The organism is Pseudomonas acericola (SeqCode), from assembly GCF_053456465.1.
The window spans coordinates 165,792-180,996 of the sequence record NZ_JBRFJB010000001.1; the positions used below are offsets into that span (position 1 = coordinate 165,792).

The window sequence follows — 15,205 nt, forward strand, 5'->3', positions numbered from 1 at the left end:
TTACGTCGATCCTGCACAATCCTTGCCTGATCCTGCGATAAGTCGTGAATCAGGCAAGTGCGAGGCCTGTCATCAGCCTGAAACACTGCGTCTGTGCCTGCGATAAATCCAGCGGGTCAGGCGCCCTGTCTGCGCTTCTCGCAGGATTGTGCAATAAGCCGGCAGGAATCGACTAACCGCGCCCGGCCCCGCGCCGTTATCTTTGATCCTGTGGCAACACGCCCTCACAGTGCTTGCCGAGCATCACTTCTCAACGGGAGAGTCGAACATGTCCACCCCCATTCCCGCGAGCCATATGGCCTTTATCCGCGCCCGCAGCGGGTGCAGCACCGAACTCGGTGCACGCTTGAGCAGTTTGATCGAACCGGGCCGCCAGGCTCAGGGTTGCCTGCAATTCTCGTTGCAGCAGTCCCAGGTAGACGCCGATGTGTGGCTGGTCTCGGGTTTCTGGAGCAGCGAGCAGGCGATGAGCGTGTACTTCAACTCGCCGGCTTTGATGATCTTCACCGAGCTGTTGAACGACATGGTGATCCGCAGCATGGATTTCCAGACCTTCACCGATGCATCCGCCGCCAACGCCTATGGCGAGTACCTGCAACTCGCCGGCTGAATCAGGTTTAGAATGGCCGACTTCCCATTGGCCAGGACCTGCAACATGGCACGTAAAGAATTTGCCCACCACGAAGCCGTTTCCGCCGTAGTGCCGGGAGAGGGTGGCTACAGCGCCGCCGTCGCCGTGAAGGCACTGGATGGTATGGGCGCACCGCGCTTTCACAAGATCCTTGATGGACAGAAATTCAAGACGGCGTCCGATGCCGATGATGCGGCTGCGTTGCAGTTGGAGCGGTTGATCGACGTTGACGAAGAAGGCCAGCTTTCCTGGGCATCTGCCACAGCCTAACCAACACCACTGATCCAAACTGTGGGAGCGGGCTTGCCCGCGATAGCGATCTGTCAGTCACAGCTGTGATAACTGACCCTCCGCTATCGCGGGCAAGCCCGCTCCCACATTTTTTACTGTATTTCAGTCAGGGTTTTGCGGCGCCGGGGCGGTACATCTTGAACAGCGCTTCCGGGCCCAACTGGAAGTAATCCGCCGGCCCACCACCACGCAAGATCGGCTCCGCCGCCGCCGTGTCATAGACGCCATCCTTGAGTAACCACTTGGCAATATGCACCGCCACCACCTCACCCAGCACCAGCCAACTCGGCACCAGCTCCTTGTCGGCCCGTTGCAGCTGAATAATCTGCGTCACTTTGCATTCAAACGACACCGGGCTCTCGCCCACCCGTGGCACCTTGATGACCTTCGACGCCACCGGCGTCAGCCCGGCCAGTTCGAATTCGTTCACCTCCGGCGATACCGCCGCGCAACTTTGGTTCATCTGCTCGGCCAGCGGCCGGGTCGCCAGGTTCCACACAAACTCGCCGGTCTGTTCGATATTGTTCAGGCTGTCTTTGCGCCCGACACTGGAAAACCCAATGATCGGCGGAATGTAGTTGAACGCATTGAAGAAGCTGTAGGGCGCCAGGTTCAGGCGGCCTTCATTGTCGTGGGAAGAAATCCAACCAATGGGCCGCGGGCCGACGATGGCATTGAATGGGTCATGGGGCAGGCCGTGGCCGTTGGCGGGTTCGTAGAAATGAATATCGTCGGGCATGGCCGGGGTTCCTGCGATCGGGTGCAATGAGGCGCTCATACTGCAAGGCGTGGAGGAGAATTTCCATCGGCGATATGGAATTTTCATACCGCGCCCACCTATTTTTCACAGCTCCACGTTCAGTCTGCGCGCAATCGAATGACTGCGCCTCGGAGCCTTCCACCCCATGAATAAACTTCCTCAGATCACCCTGGCGTTCTGGGTCATGAAAATCTGCGCAACCACCCTCGGCGAAACCGCCGGGGATTTGCTGTCGATGACCCTGAATGTCGGCTACGCCCTCAGCTCGATGATCCTGATCAGCGTGTTTCTCGTCACTCTGCTGACGCAACTCTGGTCGAAAACCTACAACCCGGTGCTGTACTGGATCGTGATCCTGTCCACCAGCACGGCTGGCACTACCATGTCGGACTTTATGGACCGCACCCTGGGCCTGGGCTACGCCACGGGGTCGATGATCCTGATTGTGATCCTGATGATCATCTTCGCCATGTGGCACCTCAGCGGCGATTCACTGAACGTGAACAAGGTGCAGACCTTTCGCGGGGAATTGTTCTACTGGATGGCGATTCTGTTTTCCAACACCCTGGGCACCGCGCTGGGCGACTTCCTGGCGGACGATTCGGGGTTGGGTTTTGCCGGCGGTGCGTTGTTGATCGGCTCGACCATCGCGGTGGTCGTTGCGCTCAAGTACTTCACGCAGATCTCGTCGGTGTTGTTGTTCTGGGTCGCGTTTGTGTTGACCCGGCCGTTTGGCGCAACACTGGGGGACTTCCTCACCAAACCCTATGAAAAGGGCGGCTTGGATTTCGGCACGATTGGCTCGTCAGCGGTGCTGGCGGCGGTGCTGGTGGTGATGATTGCGGGGGCGTCGTATGCGCAGCGGCGGTATGGGCGTGACCGCATTAGCCAGGCGACACAAAGCTAAAATGTGGAAGCGGGCTTGCTGTGGCGAGGGAGCTTGCTCCCGCTGGGCTGCGAAGCGGCCCCAAGATTTTGGGAGCGCTCCGCACTCCAGCGGGAGCAAGCTCCCTCGCCACAAAAGCCCGCTCCCAGCGTCTTTAGTCCGTGGTAATCCGCGAATGCTTGCGGGTGTCTTTCATAGTCACGTAGACCACCAGCGACACCGCAATACACGCGGTCACGTACCAGTAATAACCCGTCTCCATGCCAATGCTCTTGAACCACAGCGCGATGTATTCAGCCGTACCGCCGAAGATCGACACGGTCAGCGCATACGGCAGGCCGACGCCCAGCGCACGGATTTCGGTGGGGAACAGTTCGGCTTTCACAACGGCGTTGATCGAGGTGTAGCCGCTGACAATGATCAGCGCGGCCATGATCAGGAAGAACGCGCCCCACCAGGTCTGGATGGTGTGCAGGGTGGTCAGGATCGGCACCGTACACAGGGTGCCGAGAATGCCGAACGCGATCAGGATCGGCCGACGGCCCACCTTGTCCGACAGCCCGCCGACCAGGGGTTGGATGCACATGAACAGGAACAGCGTCGCCGCCGAGATGGTGGTGGAGTCGGAAATGCTCATACCGACGGTGTTCACCAGGTACTTCTGCATGTAGGTGGTGTAAGTGTAGAACGCCAGCGTACCGCCCATAGTCAGGCCGACCACGGTCAACACTTCCTTGGGGTGGCGCAGCAAGGTGCGCATCGCGCTTTCCTTGGCTTTTTCCTTCTTGGTGAACGACTCGGTTTCTTCCATGCCGCGACGCAGGTACAGCGCGACTACTGCACACAGCGCGCCGATGGCGAACGGGATACGCCAGCCCCAGGCATACAGCTGCTCGGTGGTCAGGGTCTGTTGCAAGACGATCAACACCGCGAGGGCGATGAGTTGCCCGGAGATCAGGGTCACGTACTGGAAGCTGGAGAAGAAGCCACGACGTTCCTTGGTCGCCATTTCACTCAGGTAGGTCGCGGAAGTACCGTACTCGCCGCCCACCGACAGGCCTTGCAGCAAACGGGCGAGGACCAGCAGGATCGGCGCGCCGATACCGATGGTGTCATAACCGGGGGTCAGGGCGATCAGCAGCGAGCCGAAGCACATCAGCAGCACCGAGGCCATCAGCGCCGCCTTGCGACCTTTGTAGTCGGCATACATGCCCATCAACCAGCCACCAATCGGCCGCATGATAAAGCCCACGGCAAAAATCGCGGCAGTGTTCATCAGTTGTGCGGTGGAGGAGCCGGCGGGGAAGAAGGCTTTGGCGAAGTACAGCGAGAACGCGGCGTAGACGTACCAGTCATACCACTCGACCATGTTGCCGACGGAGCCGCTGAAGATCGACTTGATACGGCTGGAGGTGGTGCGCTCTTTTGCCGGCGCGGCCGCCGACCCCAGAGGCAGGGCGTTGGAGTTATCCATTGAAGGATCCTTCATCTAGTTGTTTTTATGGAGCGTGCCTGGGCACAGCCTGGCAGGGGCTATAGCAGGAGCTGTGCCAGGTGGGGGAGGGCCCGGTCTAGAAGGGTTGGGGGATTTTTTTGAGCGGAAAGTTGCTGATGAATTGGGGGTGGTGAGCGGAAATCCGCTTATGGCTGCCGGCCTCATCGCAGGCAAGCCAGCTCCCACATATTGATTTGTGAATACATTCAAAAATGTGGGAGCGGGCTTGTCGAATCGTCGCACCGCCGCGATGAGGCCTGAAGGTCGCTAGAGAAACATCTCCCTGACCAACCCATGCCGCTGCATCTTCTCATTCAAGGTCCGCCGTGGCAGTTGCAACTCCGCCAGCACCGCCTTGATATCACCCTTGTGCCGGGTCAGCGCCGCCTTCAAGCAATGCGCTTCAAACGCTTCCTGCTGCGCCGCCAGCGACTGCCCCGCCTCGATCCCTTCCGGCTCCGGCTCACCCAACCCCAGCACCTGTCGTTCGGCGACGTTGGCCAGTTCGCGCACATTGCCCGGCCAGTCATGGCTGAGCAGGCGCCCCAGTTGCGCGCCGCTCAGCGGTTCAGCCGTGCGGCCCAGGCGTTCGCCCGCGCTGTGGGCGAAGTGCTCGAACAGCAGCGGAATATCTTCACGCCGCTCCCGCAACGGCGGCAGGCGCAGTTGCGCAACGTTCAGGCGATACGCCAGGTCTTCGCGAAAACGCCCGGCGCGGGCTTCTTCCAGCAGGTCGGGCTTGGTCGCGGCGATGATGCGCAGGTCCACGTGGATGCTCTGGTTGGAGCCCAAGCGCTCCAGTTTCTGCTCCTGCAACACCCGCAGGAGTTTGACTTGCTGGGCCAGGGGCATGCTTTCGATTTCATCGAGGAACAGCGTGCCGCCGTGGGCGTATTCCAGCTTGCCGATGCGCTTGCCCTGGGCGCCGGTGAACGCGCCGCTTTCGTGGCCGAACAGTTCGGCTTCAAACAGTTGCTCAGGGATCGCCGCGCAGTTGAGCGCGACAAACGGTTTTTTTGCCCGTGGGCCGAAGTCATGCAGGCAGCGTGCAACCAGTTCCTTGCCGCTGCCGGTCTCGCCCCGGATCAGCACGTTGACCGGCAGGCTCGCCAGGTCCAGCACTTGCCGGCGCAGGTTCTGTAAACCCCGGGACACGCCGAGCAGGCTGGATTCCAATTGGGCCTTGTGGTCGGCCTGTTGATGCAGGCGGCGGTTTTCCAGGATCAGCCCGCGCTTGTCCAGCGCGCGGCGCAGGCTGTTGAGCAGGGCATCGGGGCTGAAGGGTTTTTCCAGAAAGTCGTAGGCGCCGTCGCGCATGGCCTCCACCGCCATCGGCACATCGCCGTGACCGGTCAGCAGGATCACCGGCAAGTCGGCGTCGCGGCGCTGCACTTCGGCGAGCAGCTCCAGGCCGCTGAGGCCGGGCATGCGCACATCGCTGAGGATCACCCCGGCAAAGTCCCTGGGCAATTGCGCCAGGCATTCTTCGGCGCGACTGAACAGCTGCACTTCAAAGCCCGACAGGCTCAACCACTGTTCGACGGCTGTGCGGATGCTGGCTTCGTCATCGACCACAATCACGGCGTTAAGCATAGGTCGGGCGTCTCCAGCGCGATGGGCAGGGTCAGGGTAAAGACGGCGCCGTCGCCACGGTTGCCGGCGATCAGGCGCCCGCCGAGTTCGTGCACGATGGCGTAGGACACCGCCAGCCCCAGGCCCAGGCCGTCACCCACCGGCTTGGTGGTGAAGAACGGATCGAACACGCTGTTGAGGTGTTCTTCGGCAATCCCGCCGCCGCTGTCGCTGACGGTCAGCTGCCACAGTTGCTGGTCGGCGTGCAGGCGGATTTCCAGGCGTTTGCGCGGGGTGTTGGCCATCGCGTCGAGGGCATTGCGCAGCAGGTTGATCAGCACCTGTTCCAGGCGGATCGCGTCGCCGCGCACCCACGCTGGGCGGGTCAGGTCGAGCACCACACCGATGGATTCGTCGCGCAGGCGGGCGTCGAGCAGGTGCAGGGATTGATCGACCACCAGCGCCAGGTCCAGGCGTTCGCGCAGGCCGCTGGGGCTTTTGCGCGCAAAGGTCTTGAGGTGGCCGGTGAGCGCGGCCATGCGCGTGAGCATTTCGTCCAGCGGGGTGAGGGCCTTGTAGGCGTCGTCCACGCGACCGTGGTCGAGCAGCAGGCGCAAGGTGGCCAACTGCATGCGTTGGGCGGTCAGCGGTTGGTTGATCTCATGGGCGAGGGCGGCGGACATCTGCCCCAGTGCCGCCAGCTTGGCCGATTGCACCAGGCCATCCTGGGCCGTGCGCAGGGCCTGGGTGCGCTCTTCCACCAGTTGCTCAAGCTCTTCGCGGCTGCGCTGGCGCAAACGGGCCAGGCGCCAGCGCTGGGTGAGAAACAGCACGAGGAACACCAGCGCCAGCCACGAGCCGGCGGCGGCAAGGCCGGCGTTGCGTTGGTCCTCAAAGGCAAACTGCGGTTTGCGCAGCAGGTGCAGGGTCCAGCCTTCGGCTTTCAGCGGCAGGGATTCCCAGATGTAGTTGGCCTTGCCGTCGGGGCCGTTGACGCGCACCAGGTGGCTGTTGTCGTCAAAGCGCTGCAACGCCTCGGTTTCCAGGGGCTCCAGTTGTTTCTTGTCGTATTGGCGAGTGGCCTTGAGTTCGGCCAGATCGGTGGCCGACAGCGGCCGCAGGTTGCGATAACGCCAGCCCGGCTGGTTGGCGATAAACACGATGCCGCGCGCGTCGCTGACCAGCAGCAGGTCGTTGCCCTGGGCCCATTCGCGTTCCAGTTCAGGGAATTCCAGCTTGACCACCATGGCGCCGAGGAACTGCTCGTGTTCATCCACCACCGCGCTGGAGAGGAAATACCCCGGCACCCCGGTGGTCACCCCGACGGCGTAAAAGCGCCCGGTGCCTTGGCTCAGGGTCTGGCTGAAATACGGCCGAAACGCGTAGTTGTGCCCGACATAACTGCTCGGCAGGTTCCAGTTGCTGGCGGCCACGGCCAGGCCGGTGCGGTCCATCAACTCCAGGGTGGACGACTGCGCGGCGCCGTTGATGCGCTCCAGTTTGCGGTTGAGCACGTCCTGGGTGGTGGCATCCAGCGGGCCTTTCAACGCATTGATCATTTCCGAGTCCAGCGCCAGCACGGCGGGCAGGGCGCGGTAGCGTTCGATCAGGGTATGCAGGGAGTTGGCGTACAGCGCAAGTTGCTGATTGGCGCGGGCGGCGTCGTCTACCAGGGCCTGGCGTTCGGCGTGGCGGGTGGCCAAGGCGGCGGCCAGCAGCGCGCCGGCGATGATCAGCAGGGAGTAGAAGGTCAGGCGCAGGGGGCGAGGGATCACGATCATACGGTGATGAACAGGCGCAGTGAGGGGAGTGCACCATACCATGAGCTGCCAGGATCTTGTGTCGAGCGCGCTTTTGTGGGAGCTGGCTTGCCTGCGATGACATCACCTCGGTGTCCTTGGGAAACCGAGGTGTCTGCATCGCAGGCAAGCCAGCTCCCACATGTCCGAGTTCATCATTGCAATAGCGCCAGCCATAAAAAAGGCGACTGGGCCATGGGGCCGCAGTCGCCTTTTTCCTTGCGGGGGAAGCGCTTACTGCACTTCTACCGCCAGGCTTTCACTGATCTTTTTCTGCCAGATGGCAGGACCGGTGATGTGTACGGATTCGCCCTTGCTGTCGACAGCAACGGTGACCGGCATGTCTTTCACGTCGAACTCGTAGATCGCTTCCATACCCAGCTCGGCGAACGCGACAACGCGGGACTTCTTGATGGCTTGCGCCACCAGGTAAGCGGCGCCGCCGACGGCCATCAGGTACACGGCCTTGTGGTCCTTGATCGCTTCGATCGCAGTCGGGCCGCGCTCGGATTTACCGATCATGCCCAACAGGCCGGTTTGTTCGAGGATCTGACGGGTGAACTTGTCCATCCGCGTTGCGGTGGTCGGGCCTGCTGGGCCAACCACTTCTTCGCGCACCGGATCAACCGGGCCGACGTAGTAGATGAAGCGACCCTTGAGGTCTACCGGCAGGGTTTCGCCCTTGTTCAGCATCTCGACCATGCGCTTGTGCGCAGCGTCGCGACCGGTGAGCATCTTGCCGTTGAGCAACACGGTTTCGCCCGGCTGCCAGCTCTGCACTTCTTCCGGGGTCAGGGTGTCGAGGTTGACGCGGCGGGCCGATGGGCCGGCTTCCCAGACGATTTCCGGGTAGGCGTCCAACGGTGGCGCTTCCAGCGACGCCGGGCCCGAGCCGTCGAGCACAAAGTGCGCGTGACGGGTGGCGGCGCAGTTGGGGATCATGCACACCGGCAACGAAGCGGCGTGGGTCGGGTAGTCCATGATCTTCACGTCGAGCACGGTGGTCAGGCCACCCAGGCCCTGGGCGCCGATGCCCAGTTGGTTGACCTTCTCGAACAGCTCCAGGCGCATCTCTTCGATACGGTTCTGCGGGCCGCGCTTTTTCAGCTCGTGGATGTCGATGGATTCCATCAACACTTCCTTGGCCATCACCGCAGCTTTCTCGGCGGTGCCGCCGATGCCAATGCCCAGCATGCCCGGTGGGCACCAGCCGGCGCCCATGGTCGGAACGGTCTTGAGCACCCAGTCAACGATCGAGTCGGACGGGTTGAGCATGGCCATTTTCGACTTGTTCTCGGAACCGCCGCCTTTGGCCGCCACGTCCACTTCCACGGTGTTACCCGGGACGATGGAGTAGTGGATGACCGCCGGGGTGTTGTCCTTGGTGTTTTTGCGCGCACCGGCCGGGTCGGCGAGGATGGATGCACGCAGGACGTTTTCCGGCAGGTTGTAGGCGCGACGCACGCCTTCGTTGATCATGTCGTCCAGGCCCATGGTGGCGCCATCCCAACGTACGTCCATGCCCACGCGCACGAACACGGTAACGATACCGGTGTCCTGGCAGATCGGGCGATGGCCGGTGGCGCACATGCGCGAGTTGATCAGGATCTGGGCAATGGAATCACGGGCCGCTGGCGATTCTTCGCGCAGGTAGGCTTCGTGCATGGCCTGGATGAAATCAACGGGGTGGTAGTAGGAAATGAATTGCAGGGCGTCGGCAACGCTCTGAATCAGGTCGTCTTGCTTGATCACGGTCATGAGTCGCGCTCCTCTATAAGGGAACATTCAATAAAGGTGGCTCCAGTGTTGCATCGGTCGGCTGGAACCACCTTTCCAAGGCACGCCAATGGTGCAGGCGCGACGCTAAAAAGGCGCGGCAGTATAACCCGGCGCGGTGGCCGATACACCCGACTATGGTCAAACTGTCGCAGGCATGATTCCCTGTGCCCATCCCCTGAGATTGAGACCTTTATATGCCTGAACTGCACGTCGGCGAACGCCACTGGTCGGTCGCCCCCGGCAGCAATCTGCTGGATGCGCTGAACCAGGCGGGTGTGGCCGTACCCTACAGTTGCCGCGCGGGCAGTTGCCATGCGTGCCTGGTGCGCTGTGCCGGTGAGGTGTCTGACCGGCAGCCGGAGGCCTTGAGCCCGGCGCAACGTGAGGAGGGCTGGCGGTTGGCCTGTCAGTGCCAGGTCAGCGGTGATCTGCGGGTCGAAACGTTTGACCCGACACGTGACGGTTTGGCCGCCCAGGTGGTGGGAGCCGATTGGCTGAACCCGACAGTGCTGCGCCTGCGCCTGCATCCGGAGTGCGGCCTGCGTTATCGTGCCGGGCAACATCTGGTGTTGTGGGCGGGGCAGGTGGCGCGGCCGTATTCCCTGGCGAGCTTGCCTCAGGAAGAGCCGTTCCTGGAGTTTCACCTCGATTGCCGTCAGTCGGGTGAATTCAGTGATCGTGCTCGGCAGTTGCAGGTTGGCGACGTTTTGCGCCTGGGCGAATTGCGCGGCGGCGCGTTGCAATACGATCCCGACTGGCAATCCCGGCCGTTGTGGCTGCTGGCGTCGGGCACCGGCCTGGGCCCATTGTGGGGCGTGTTGCGCGAGGCATTGCGCCAGGATCACCAGGGCGCCATTCGCGTGATTCACCAGGCTCATGATGCGAATGGGCATTATCTGGCCGAGCCCTTGGCCGCGCTGGCTGCGCAGCATCCGAATCTGACGGTGGAGTTGTGGACGGCGGCCGAGTCGGCCCAGGCATTGGCGCAACTGCGGCTTGTTTCGCGGCAAACGCTGGCCTTACTCTGCGGGCACCCCGCCCAGGTCGAGGCGTTTTCCAAGCGCCTGTTCCTGGCGGGCCTGCCGCGCAATCAACTGCTGGCCGATGTGTTCCTGCCCCGGGGTTGAGCGCTGAATTCCAAGGCCGCGAGAATCGCCATGACCGACGCCATCCTGCAGTACCGCGAACGTGGGTTGCTGACCTTGCAGCTCAATCGCCCCGACAAGAAAAATGCCCTGACCCGCGCGATGTACACGCAGTTGGCCGAGGCGCTTGAGCACGCTGATGCGGACGCAGGCATTCGCGCCGTGCTGATCCAGGGCAGCAGTGCGTGTTTTACCGCCGGCAACGACATCGGCGACTTTCTTGAACAGCCGCCCACCAGCCTCGATAGCCCACCGTTTCACTTCATGCAAAGCCTGCTCAACTGCCGCAAACCGGTGGTCGCCGCTGTGGCGGGCGCGGCGGTGGGGATCGGCACCACGCTGTTGCTGCATTGCGACCTGGTCTACGTCAGCCGCGATGCGCGTTTGCGTATGCCGTTTGTCAATCTGGGGCTGTGTCCAGAGTTTGGGTCGAGCTTGATCCTGCCGCGCTTGTTAGGGCATGCGAAGGCGGCTGAATTGCTGCTGTTGGGCGAAGGTTTCAGCGGCGAGCAGGCGGCCGCATGGGGGATTGCCACCGAGGCGTTGGGCAGTGGTGAAGCGGCGTTGGCCAAGGCGCGGGAAATGGCCGCACGTTTTGAAGACCTGGCGCCGGAGGCGGTGCAGGTGACCAAGCAACTGATGAAGAGCGTGGATCGCGAGCAGCTGCGGCAGGTGATCGAGGAAGAGGGGGCGTTGTTTACCCAGCGGTTGCGGTCGCCGGAGGCGGTGGCGGCGTTGTCGGCTTTTATCACTCGGCGATGAAACTAGGGTGATTGGTCGGGCCTCATCGCGGGCAAGCCCTCTGCCGCCACACAAAAATCCAGGCATAAAAAAGCCCCGAACCAGTCGGGGCTTTTTCATTCAGCAGTCACTCAGACCTGCGGGTCGCCCACATGCAGGATCTTCATGCCGTTGGTGCCACCAGTGGTGTGGTAGCTGTCGCCCTTGGTCAGGATGACCCAGTCGCCTTTCTCCACGACGCCGCGCTTGACCAACTCGTCGATGGCTGCCTGGCTCACTTCATTGGGTGCCAGCGAAGCCGGGTCGAACGGTACGGTGTACACGCCACGGAACATCGCCGCGCGAGCCTGGGCTTCGCGGTGTGGAGTGAACGCGTAGATCGGCACCGAGGAGCGGATACGCGACATGATCAACGGCGTGTAGCCACTTTCGGTCAAGGCGATGATCGCCTTCACGCCCGGGAAGTGGTTGGCGGTGTACATGGCGGCCAGGGCGATGCTCTGGTCGCAGCTTTCGAACTCTTTGCCGATGCGGTGGCTGGAGGTCTTGCTGGTCGGGTGCTTTTCGGCGCCGACGCAGATACGCGCCATGGCTTGCACCGCTTCCAGCGGATACGGGCCAGCAGCACTTTCCGCCGAGAGCATCACGGCGTCGGTGTAGTCCAGCACGGCGTTGGCCACGTCGGACACTTCGGCGCGGGTCGGCATCGGGTTCTGGATCATCGACTCCATCATCTGGGTCGCCACGATCACCGCTTTGTTGTGGCGGCGTGCGTGCAGGATGATCTTCTTCTGGATACCGATCAGCTCGGCGTCACCGATTTCCACACCCAGGTCACCACGGGCAACCATTACGGCGTCGGAAGCCTTGATCAGGCCGTCGAGGGTTTCGTCATCGGCCACGGCTTCAGCGCGTTCGATCTTCGCCACCAGCCAGGCGGTACCGCCGGCTTCGTCGCGCAGTTTACGGGCGTATTCCATGTCGGCAGCGTCGCGCGGGAAGGATACGGCGAGGTAGTCCACTTCCATTTCGGCGGCGAGCTTGATGTCGGCCTTGTCTTTTTCAGTCAGGGCCGGTGCGGTCAAGCCACCACCACGACGGTTGATGCCTTTGTGGTCCGACAGCGGGCCGCCGATGATCACGGTGCAGTGCAGTTCGGTTGGGGTGGCGGTGTCGACGCGCATCACGACGCGACCGTCGTCCAGCAACAGTTCGTCGCCGACGCCGCAGTCCTTGACCAGGTCCGGGTAGTCGATACCCACGACTTGCTGGTTGCCTTCGGTCAGCGGGTGGCTGGTGGAGAAAGTGAACGGGTCACCGATCTTCAGCTCGATACGCTTGTTGGCGAATTTGGCGATACGGATTTTCGGGCCTTGCAGGTCACCCAGCAGTGCCACGAAGCGGCCGTGCTTGGCGGCCAGGTCACGCACCAGTTTGGCGCGAGCCTTGTGCTCGTCTGGGGTGCCGTGGGAGAAGTTCAGACGGGCAACGTCCAAACCAGCCAGAATCAGCTGTTCGAGGACTTCCGGCGAGTTACTGGCCGGGCCAAGGGTGGCGACGATTTTGGTACGACGGACGGACATGCACAGACTCCTGAGTTCAAGCGCTGAGGAAGGCTACTATGCTCTATCGTTGTAGTCATTGTTCGTTTGCACTACTTATCGATGATTGACTTGTTTTCACTGCGGCTGATTACGAACAACCTTGAAGATTTTCGACGAGGGGTCGATACATTGCACAAGACAGGAGAACCCTCATGCGAATTTTGCTCATTGCTGCCCTGGCCGTCAGTGTTGTCGGCTGCACCCGCTGGTCGATGGACCACCATTTGAACAACGCCTACCGCGCCTACAAGGTTGGCGATTGCGAGCGCGTGACCCTGGAATTGTCCCAGGTCGATCGTGAAAGTCGCAGCCGGCGTTATGTGCAGCCAGAAGTCTCGATGCTGCGCGGGCAATGCCTGGAGCGGCAGAAACTGTTCGTCGATGCTGTGCAGACCTATCAATTCATCATTAACCAATACCCGTCGAGCGAGTACGCATACCGTGCCCGCGCGCGGCTCGATACCTTGCAACAGCTGGGGCATTACTCCGGCGCGAGCACCGCACAGGCACGTCCAGCGTCTTTGTGATGATATTCGTCATTTAATAGCTGGCCGGCTGCCAGTCTTGGGCTACTCTTTGAATGTTCGTTTGTACAAGTTTCCATTCGAACGGATGCGGGGCCCGGATTCGGCAGTTGTCCTGTGACAAGCGTGTTGTTGTCACGTCGGAATCCAGGGAGAGCGAGCGATTCTGCTCGTTCATTATCACTGGCACGGCCAGAGTCATGGCCACTGGATGGCGATCTCAACATGTTTACCGACCGACGGATCGAACGGCACCAGTTACCTTGTTTCCTACAAGTGTTTAACCGTCTAACCGATAAACCTATCGGCTTTTTAGGTAACGTTTCGGAAGGCGGGCTGATGTTAATCAGCCAATTACCCATGATGGTTGGCGTCGACTTCGAGCTACGCTTGAAGGTGCCCGGGCCTGACACCTCTGTGCTTGTAGTGGATCTCACGGCGACCTGCTTGTGGAGCCGTGAAGACATCAATCCACAACATTACGATTCAGGGTTCAGCCTGGCCCAGGCGCCTGCGGAATATGGGCAACTGATCAACCTGTTGTTGCAGTACTTCAGTTTTGACCACGTGCAGGCTTCCGCCTAGATCCAGAGCGCAATCGGCACGGCAAGGGGACTACCCCAGCCGTGACCGCGCACTCGGTATTTCAAAATACCCCGGCTTTTTTCCAGCCCAGGTAGCGCGTTACCAAATCCGCTCCCAACTCCGATGGCGAAGTGTCCAGCACCGACAGGCCGTGTGCGGTCAAACGGTCGTGCAGTTCATTGCGGGTGTTGAGGTAGTCTACGGCGCCGCTGTAGGCCAGGGCTTCAGCCAGGGTTTGCACCGGGGCTTGGCGCAGTTGATCGAGTACCTCCTCGCGCAAGCTTGCCACCAGCACCCGGTGTTGGCGGCTGATGCGGTTGACGGCGGTGAGCAGTGCGTCATCGTCCTCATCCCGCAGGTTGGTGACCATGATCACCAAGGCACGACGTTTTTGTCGGGCCAGCAGTTGGGTGGCTGCGACCTCGTAGTCGGCCGTGCGTCGGGTGGTGTCCAGGTCGTACACCGCGTTGAGTAGCTGGTTCAACTGGCTGCTGCCCTTGACTGGCGCAAGGTAGCGCGAGCGCTCGCCGGCGAAAGTACACAACCCCACGGCGTCACCCTGGCGCAAGGCGACATAGCTGAGCAGCAGGCAGGCGTTGAGCGCATGGTCGAAATGCGACAGCTCGCCATCCTGGCTACGCATGCGACGGCCGCAATCGAGCATGAATACAATCTGCTGGTCGCGTTCATCCTGATACTCCCGGGCGATGGGCGTGCGTTGCCGGGCGGTTGCCTTCCAGTCGATCTGGCGCAGGCTGTCGCCTTCGCGAAACTCGCGCAACTGATGGAATTCCAGCCCTAGTCCGCGCCGTTGGTGTTGACGTACCCCCAACTGGCTCAGCCAGTTATCCACCCCCAAGAGTTGTGCACCGTAGAGGCGGGCGAAATCCGGGTAGACACGGGTGGCGTCGCTGGCCTCGATAAAGCGCCGCGCAGCCCAAAGCCCCAGATGGCTCGGCAGGTGCATTTCGCAACGGCTGAAACTGAAATGCCCGCGCCGCAAGGGGCGCAGGCGATACACCAGCTCACTGCGCTCGCCGGGTCGCAACTCGATGGATTGGGGCATGTTCTCCACGCCCAGGCCATCGGGGACGTGGTCGAATACGTGCACGTTCAGGGGCTGTGGGTAGTCGTGCTCGAACGTCAGGTGGACCTCGCCCCAACGGCCCAGTGCCAGGCTGCCGGGCATCTGCCGCTGCACGCGCGGGGAAGGGCGCCGGCGCAGGCGGGCGGCATCCAGTAATGCCAGCAACAAGAGCGCCAGCAGCAGCCCCCAGGCGACCGAGTGCAGGGTGTTTGGCACCTCAAGCTGCAACGCTGCCGCAGCGCCGAGCAGGGTATTCAGGCCCAGCAGCACAGCAAGCCAGGCCAGCAGCAGGCGGGTTGGTTTCAT

Annotated in this window: 14 protein-coding genes; 7 read left to right on the forward strand and 7 right to left on the reverse strand. The window is 61.8% G+C overall.

Features of this window, described 5'->3' with window-relative positions; translation table 11 throughout:
• The first annotated feature begins 268 nt into the window (after positions 1-268).
• Positions 269-610: an antibiotic biosynthesis monooxygenase family protein gene (locus ACU688_RS00735; protein WP_207040609.1), complete on the forward strand. Its 342-nt coding sequence runs from the start codon at positions 269-271 to the stop codon at positions 608-610.
• 12 nt (positions 611-622) lie between these two features.
• The gene (locus ACU688_RS00740) at positions 623-901 is read left to right on the forward strand and encodes a hypothetical protein (RefSeq protein ID WP_448183311.1); all 279 of its coding nucleotides are present in this window, start codon (positions 623-625) and stop codon (positions 899-901) included.
• Positions 902-1,028: 127 nt separating this feature from the next.
• On the opposite strand, the gene ACU688_RS00745 is transcribed toward ACU688_RS00740, so the two are convergent.
• Positions 1,029-1,661 (reverse strand): flavin reductase family protein, encoded by a 633-nt coding sequence (locus ACU688_RS00745; protein WP_448183312.1) that lies wholly within the window; start codon positions 1,659-1,661, stop codon positions 1,029-1,031.
• 166 nt (positions 1,662-1,827) lie between these two features.
• Here ACU688_RS00745 and ACU688_RS00750 point away from each other — a divergent pair, with 166 nt between their 5' ends.
• Positions 1,828-2,589, forward strand: coding sequence for a COG4705 family protein (locus ACU688_RS00750; RefSeq protein ID WP_448183313.1), 762 nt, complete (start codon positions 1,828-1,830; stop codon positions 2,587-2,589).
• Between the two features lie 133 nt (positions 2,590-2,722).
• Here the strand turns inward: ACU688_RS00750 and ACU688_RS00755 are convergent, their stop codons facing one another.
• The 4 genes from ACU688_RS00755 to ACU688_RS00770 form a co-directional block, all read right to left on the reverse strand.
• Complete coding sequence (locus ACU688_RS00755) at positions 2,723-4,042, reverse strand: MFS transporter (RefSeq protein ID WP_124524981.1); 1,320 nt, start codon at positions 4,040-4,042, stop codon at positions 2,723-2,725.
• Positions 4,043-4,330: 288 nt separating this feature from the next.
• Entirely contained in the window at positions 4,331-5,656 is a 1,326-nt protein-coding gene (locus tag ACU688_RS00760) for a sigma-54-dependent transcriptional regulator (protein WP_448183314.1), read from the reverse strand.
• Positions 5,641-7,416, reverse strand: a complete 1,776-nt coding sequence (locus tag ACU688_RS00765; protein WP_448183315.1) for an ATP-binding protein — start codon at positions 7,414-7,416, stop codon at positions 5,641-5,643. The genes ACU688_RS00760 and ACU688_RS00765 overlap by 16 nt, the downstream gene beginning before the upstream one ends.
• Before the next feature lie 252 nt (positions 7,417-7,668).
• Positions 7,669-9,192 (reverse strand): fumarate hydratase, encoded by a 1,524-nt coding sequence (locus ACU688_RS00770; RefSeq protein ID WP_016971118.1) that lies wholly within the window; start codon positions 9,190-9,192, stop codon positions 7,669-7,671.
• 215 nt (positions 9,193-9,407) lie between these two features.
• Here ACU688_RS00770 and ACU688_RS00775 point away from each other — a divergent pair, with 215 nt between their 5' ends.
• Positions 9,408-10,340, forward strand: a complete 933-nt coding sequence (locus tag ACU688_RS00775; protein WP_448183316.1) for an iron-sulfur-binding ferredoxin reductase — start codon at positions 9,408-9,410, stop codon at positions 10,338-10,340.
• A 30-nt stretch (positions 10,341-10,370) separates the two neighbouring features.
• Positions 10,371-11,120: an enoyl-CoA hydratase-related protein gene (locus tag ACU688_RS00780; RefSeq protein WP_448183317.1), complete on the forward strand. Its 750-nt coding sequence runs from the start codon at positions 10,371-10,373 to the stop codon at positions 11,118-11,120.
• A 110-nt stretch (positions 11,121-11,230) separates the two neighbouring features.
• Here the strand turns inward: ACU688_RS00780 and pyk are convergent, their stop codons facing one another.
• Positions 11,231-12,682 carry a pyruvate kinase gene (gene pyk, locus ACU688_RS00785; RefSeq protein WP_124524970.1) on the reverse strand — a complete coding sequence of 484 codons (1,452 nt, stop codon included), beginning with the start codon at positions 12,680-12,682 and terminating at the stop codon, positions 11,231-11,233.
• A 173-nt stretch (positions 12,683-12,855) separates the two neighbouring features.
• Between pyk and ACU688_RS00790 the strand changes: the two genes are divergently transcribed.
• A complete protein-coding gene (locus ACU688_RS00790; protein WP_124524969.1) occupies positions 12,856-13,230 on the forward strand; it encodes a tol-pal system YbgF family protein in 375 nt (124 codons plus the stop codon).
• Positions 13,231-13,452: 222 nt separating this feature from the next.
• Entirely contained in the window at positions 13,453-13,812 is a 360-nt protein-coding gene (locus tag ACU688_RS00795) for a PilZ domain-containing protein (protein ID WP_448183318.1), read from the forward strand.
• A 61-nt stretch (positions 13,813-13,873) separates the two neighbouring features.
• Here ACU688_RS00795 and ACU688_RS00800 read toward each other — a convergent pair whose 3' ends face one another.
• Positions 13,874-15,205 (reverse strand): DUF58 domain-containing protein, encoded by a 1,332-nt coding sequence (locus ACU688_RS00800; RefSeq protein WP_448183319.1) that lies wholly within the window; start codon positions 15,203-15,205, stop codon positions 13,874-13,876.